5 protein-coding genes are annotated in these 3,942 nt (G+C 47.4%); 2 read left to right on the forward strand and 3 right to left on the reverse strand.

Features of this window, described 5'->3' with window-relative positions:
• The coding region (locus C814_RS23095; RefSeq protein ID WP_016316693.1) for a transposase at positions 1-205 on the forward strand (205 nt) is incomplete at its 5' end.
• A gap of 229 nt (positions 206-434) precedes the next feature.
• Here the strand turns inward: C814_RS23095 and C814_RS17275 are convergent.
• From C814_RS17275 to C814_RS17285, 3 genes are read right to left on the reverse strand one after another with little or no spacing between them, the layout of a single operon-like run.
• Positions 435-1,481 carry a tyrosine-type recombinase/integrase gene (locus C814_RS17275; RefSeq protein ID WP_004060457.1) on the reverse strand — a complete coding sequence of 349 codons (1,047 nt, stop codon included), beginning with the start codon at positions 1,479-1,481 and terminating at the stop codon, positions 435-437.
• Positions 1,471-2,436, reverse strand: coding sequence for a tyrosine-type recombinase/integrase (locus C814_RS17280; protein WP_004060455.1), 966 nt, complete (start codon positions 2,434-2,436; stop codon positions 1,471-1,473). The genes C814_RS17275 and C814_RS17280 overlap by 11 nt, the downstream gene beginning before the upstream one ends.
• Complete coding sequence (locus tag C814_RS17285) at positions 2,433-3,674, reverse strand: site-specific integrase (RefSeq protein ID WP_016316694.1); 1,242 nt, start codon at positions 3,672-3,674, stop codon at positions 2,433-2,435. The genes C814_RS17280 and C814_RS17285 overlap by 4 nt, the downstream gene beginning before the upstream one ends.
• A 116-nt stretch (positions 3,675-3,790) precedes the next feature.
• On the opposite strand from C814_RS17285, the gene C814_RS24980 reads away from it, so the two are divergent.
• Positions 3,791-3,942: transposase (locus C814_RS24980; protein WP_016316345.1), on the forward strand; the 152-nt coding region annotated here is incomplete at its 3' end.

Raw genomic sequence — 3,942 nt, forward strand, 5'->3', positions numbered from 1 at the left:
TGGCTATATCCCTGTTGTTCCGCCAAAAAGCAATCGCAAAGATCCTTGGGACTATGATAAAGAGCTGTACAAACAGCGCAACCAAGTTGAGAGGCTTTTTCGCCGTATCAAGCGATTTCGTCGCATTTTTACCCGCTATGACAAACTGGATATTATCTTTTTGGCTTTTGTCTTTTTTGCTCTCATTGTCGATGTGCTTATGTGAACACTACCTAAATCCTGATGGGTCAGCTTGCCCATTTTCAAATCTATGAGGACAAAGCATTTCAGAATATAATTATAAAAAACCAGGTCGATGTTATTCCGATTTCAGAATAACATCGATTATTCCGATTCTCTGATTATTCCGATTTTAGCACAGGCCGCCTAAAAAACTATATACAGTCTGCATGAATTAAACTGTCTATGCTATTTTATCGGAATAATCTTTTTGATTAGTATCCCCTACAGAGTCGCCCGATGATGTCGTCATCACCTTCCCAAAACGCTTTTTCTGTGGGGAGGCTGGCGACTTCCCCAACATTTTGCGAAGCCTTTTCAATCGCTTTGCGTTTCATCTCAGTGTCAGCATATGCGTAGATACGGGTCGTTTCTGGATCCTCATGGCCGAGAAATTCCGCTAAAAGGGCCAGCGGCATTCCCGCACGGTAAAGGTGCATGGCACGCGACTTCCTGAACATGTGGGGATGGATCCTTTCAGGGATGTCAGGTTTTTCCATTCTCGCTAAATCGGCATATTTTTTGAGGAAACGGGCAACATTGTCATCCGACATTGGTGTCTTCTCCCTTTTATGTATCGTGTAAAACAACGGCTCCTGTAAGGCTGAACCCTGATGAAATTTTCTGCGGTAGTTGACAAAAAGCGCTGTGGTCTCCCCTGAAACAGGAACAAGCCGGGGCTTTGCGCCTTTGCCCCATAAGTAGACAGTATTGTTATCTTCATGGAAATCCTCCAGCTTCAGCCCCAGCATCTCGCAGTCCCTTGCTGCCGAATCGTACATTAGCGCCATGAAAAACTGATCCCTCACTCCGAGTCTTGTCTTTGTATCCGGTACGGCCAGCAGGGATTTCATCTCTTCCGGGCTCAGGAATTCAATGACATATGAACGGTCAGCCCCCTTTTTCAAGGGTATCTCCCCCAGTGCTGCCGAACAAGGATAAAGAACAGGTTCCATGGATGCCGCATATCTGAAAAATGATCTCAGGCAGCTTAGACGCTGGTTCCTTGTTGATGGTTTCCAGCCTTTCTCGAATTCCATCTGATCGAGAAATCCAGTCACGACCGCCGGGTCGATATCTGAGAAAGCAAGCCGACTGTTGTCAATGCCCTTTGCAGCAGAAAGGTAACGGAGGAACAGGTTCCATGTGTCATGTATACTCTGTATGGTGTTGTCACTGCAGCCGCGTTGTTTTGGTAGAAACACGGTAAAATACGGTCTGAGATGTTTGCGGACCAGAACCCTTGAGGCATCAGCTTTCATGCGGCACCTCCGGGATGATCCCCTGGATGTCCATGAACTTCTGGATACCCAGCTTCTCTGGCAGAAGGTGGATGTAATAGAAGGTGCTGTTAAAAGTGACATGCCCCATGTAGGTGCTTAAGTATGGCGCATATACATTCAGGTCCTTTCCTTCCTCCACCCAGCGCATGAGCGTCCTGGTTGCGAAATTATGTCTGAGATCATAGGGGGTACAGCTTTTGGAAGATGTATTGTTCCCGGCATTTTCCCAGCATTTGTGGAATTTTTCCGTCATCCAGCCATGCGTGTATGGGCTGCCGTCAGGGGACGGGAAGAAATATGTCCTGCCAGGATGGAGGGATTCTGCTATGGCGTCATATTTCCTGCACAGCTCCATCACATTCGGCAGGGTCACAATCCTGCGGTCCCTATGGCCTTTTGCTTCATCTATATATATCGTGTTTTTCGAAAAATTAAAGTCGGCCCGCTTCAGGGTCCTTGCTTCCTGCGGCCTCATTCCCGTAGCGAACTGGAGCCTGAAGATTACCGGAACCGTATATTCGAGCAGGGGGCTGTTGTCTGCATGGGGATAACGGTCTGCTGCCCCGAAAAATGACCGGATCTCATTATCTGACATGATATAGGGAAGGTCTGCTTTTTTCTGCGGGAAGAAATTCATGGGAAGGATGTATGCCTCTTTCCCTATGGCAGAGAGGTAACGGCCGAATTCCCGGACTGTGCCTGCGCGGTATCCGCAGTTTTTCCCATCTGTCCCGGCCTGACAGAAGCCAAAAGCGATCTCCTGGGTGAGCGTGCCGGAATCCGGATGATGGGACAGGCAGTACCGGTCAAAAGTCTGCAGGGCCCAGGCATAGCTTTCGCATTTATGTCCGAGCGCGGCTTTGTATTCCACCATCCCCTGGATGTCATCGGCAAAAAGGCTTGCAAATACAAATGTTTTCTGTTTTGTTTTCATTGCAGCCCCTCCTTCTCTGTAGCGAACATGCTGATGTCCATGCAGCATTCAGCCAGCATTTCATCATGGAGGGATATATAGTGCCTGGACGAATTTATATCGCGGTGGCCCAAGATCTGTGACACCTCTTCCAGCGGGGTCCCGTTCCTGACGAGATTGGTTCCCATAGTCCTGCGGAGCCCGTGAAATGTCTTTCCATCACCGAAATGGTGTTCTATACCATTTTTCTTGAAGTAACGTCCCATGAGGTCCTTTGTGGGAGACGCAGATGAAAGCATAGAAGAGTAAGGTTTTCTGAGGCGGAGAAAAACATATGGACTGCTGCATTTCGGCCTGGCCTCTAATATATAGTCTGCTACGGCAGTCCCTGCCCGGAGCGTCAGCGGAAGTGTAAGCGGAGTGTCCGTCTTTTCCTGTTTCACCCGGATTTCCCGCTTCTCCCATAAAATGTCGGAAAGCTGCATCTTGGCAATGTCCGACCATCTAAGGCCGGTGTCAAGCGCAAGCATTACCACCGCATAATCGCGCCTGCCCTGTTTTGTTGATGTATCTATGCTTTCAAGTATTGCCTTTGTTTCATCATCATCAAATGCCGGAAGCACCCTCTCATGTACAGGTGCCGGGTTTGCCAGAAAGAAATCGAATGTTCCCGAGAGGGCAACGCCGCTCTTTTTGACATAAGCAAGGAACTTTTTCAGAGGCCATGTGAGGTTTACGTAATTGCCCATGTGTTTAGGAGCCTCTTGGATCACATATGCACGCAGGATATCAGCTGACAGATCCTGGATAATGAGGCAGCCTGCTTTCTCAAGATACTTCAGGAATTTCCGGATTTCATGAATGATGTTATAGACTGACCCTTCGGCAAGTTTTCCGGAAATAGACTCCTCAAAAGAACCAAGAATCTGCTGGTAATTTTCAGGTAGTTCCGTTATTGTATACCTGTTGCGTTTCCATTCAAGCGTACCTGTTTCGAAACAATCTGCCACATAGTAAGCGGCTTTCCGCATGATCAATGCATAGATTTTGCCGAATTTACCATTTTCAGCCAATTTCAGCTGTTCTGCTGTGAAAGAAGCCGCATCTTTGTATGAGAATTCCTGTAAGGCATTGCGCTGACAGTAATCCCTGACATGCGAACAGCAGCAAGAGTAGTACTTTACTGTTGCAGGAGCCATAGGGATACTTTTCAAAAAGGAAAGCACTTTTTTGATGGCTTCATCAATTGATAGTGACATGGATATGTCCTCCTTTGCTGTGGTTTATTTTAATAGCATAACAAAGGAGTAATCACTTAGGTAGGGGATTAAGAACCTGTATTCACAAGGAGAAAAGAACGTGGTAAAATAGAGATATGGAAGAAAAAGGACGGGAGTCGTACCCTAGCGACTTGACAGATGAGCAGTGGGAGGAGATCGCCCCACTATATGCCGAGATGCGCAACTGCACGTGGAGCAAGAGGGAATTGACGGATGCTGTGCTGTATTTGGTAGATTCGGGGTGCAA

Source organism: Anaerotruncus sp. G3(2012) (assembly GCF_000403395.2).
In the GTDB taxonomy this organism is placed as follows: Bacteria; Bacillota; Clostridia; order Oscillospirales; family Ruminococcaceae; genus Anaerotruncus.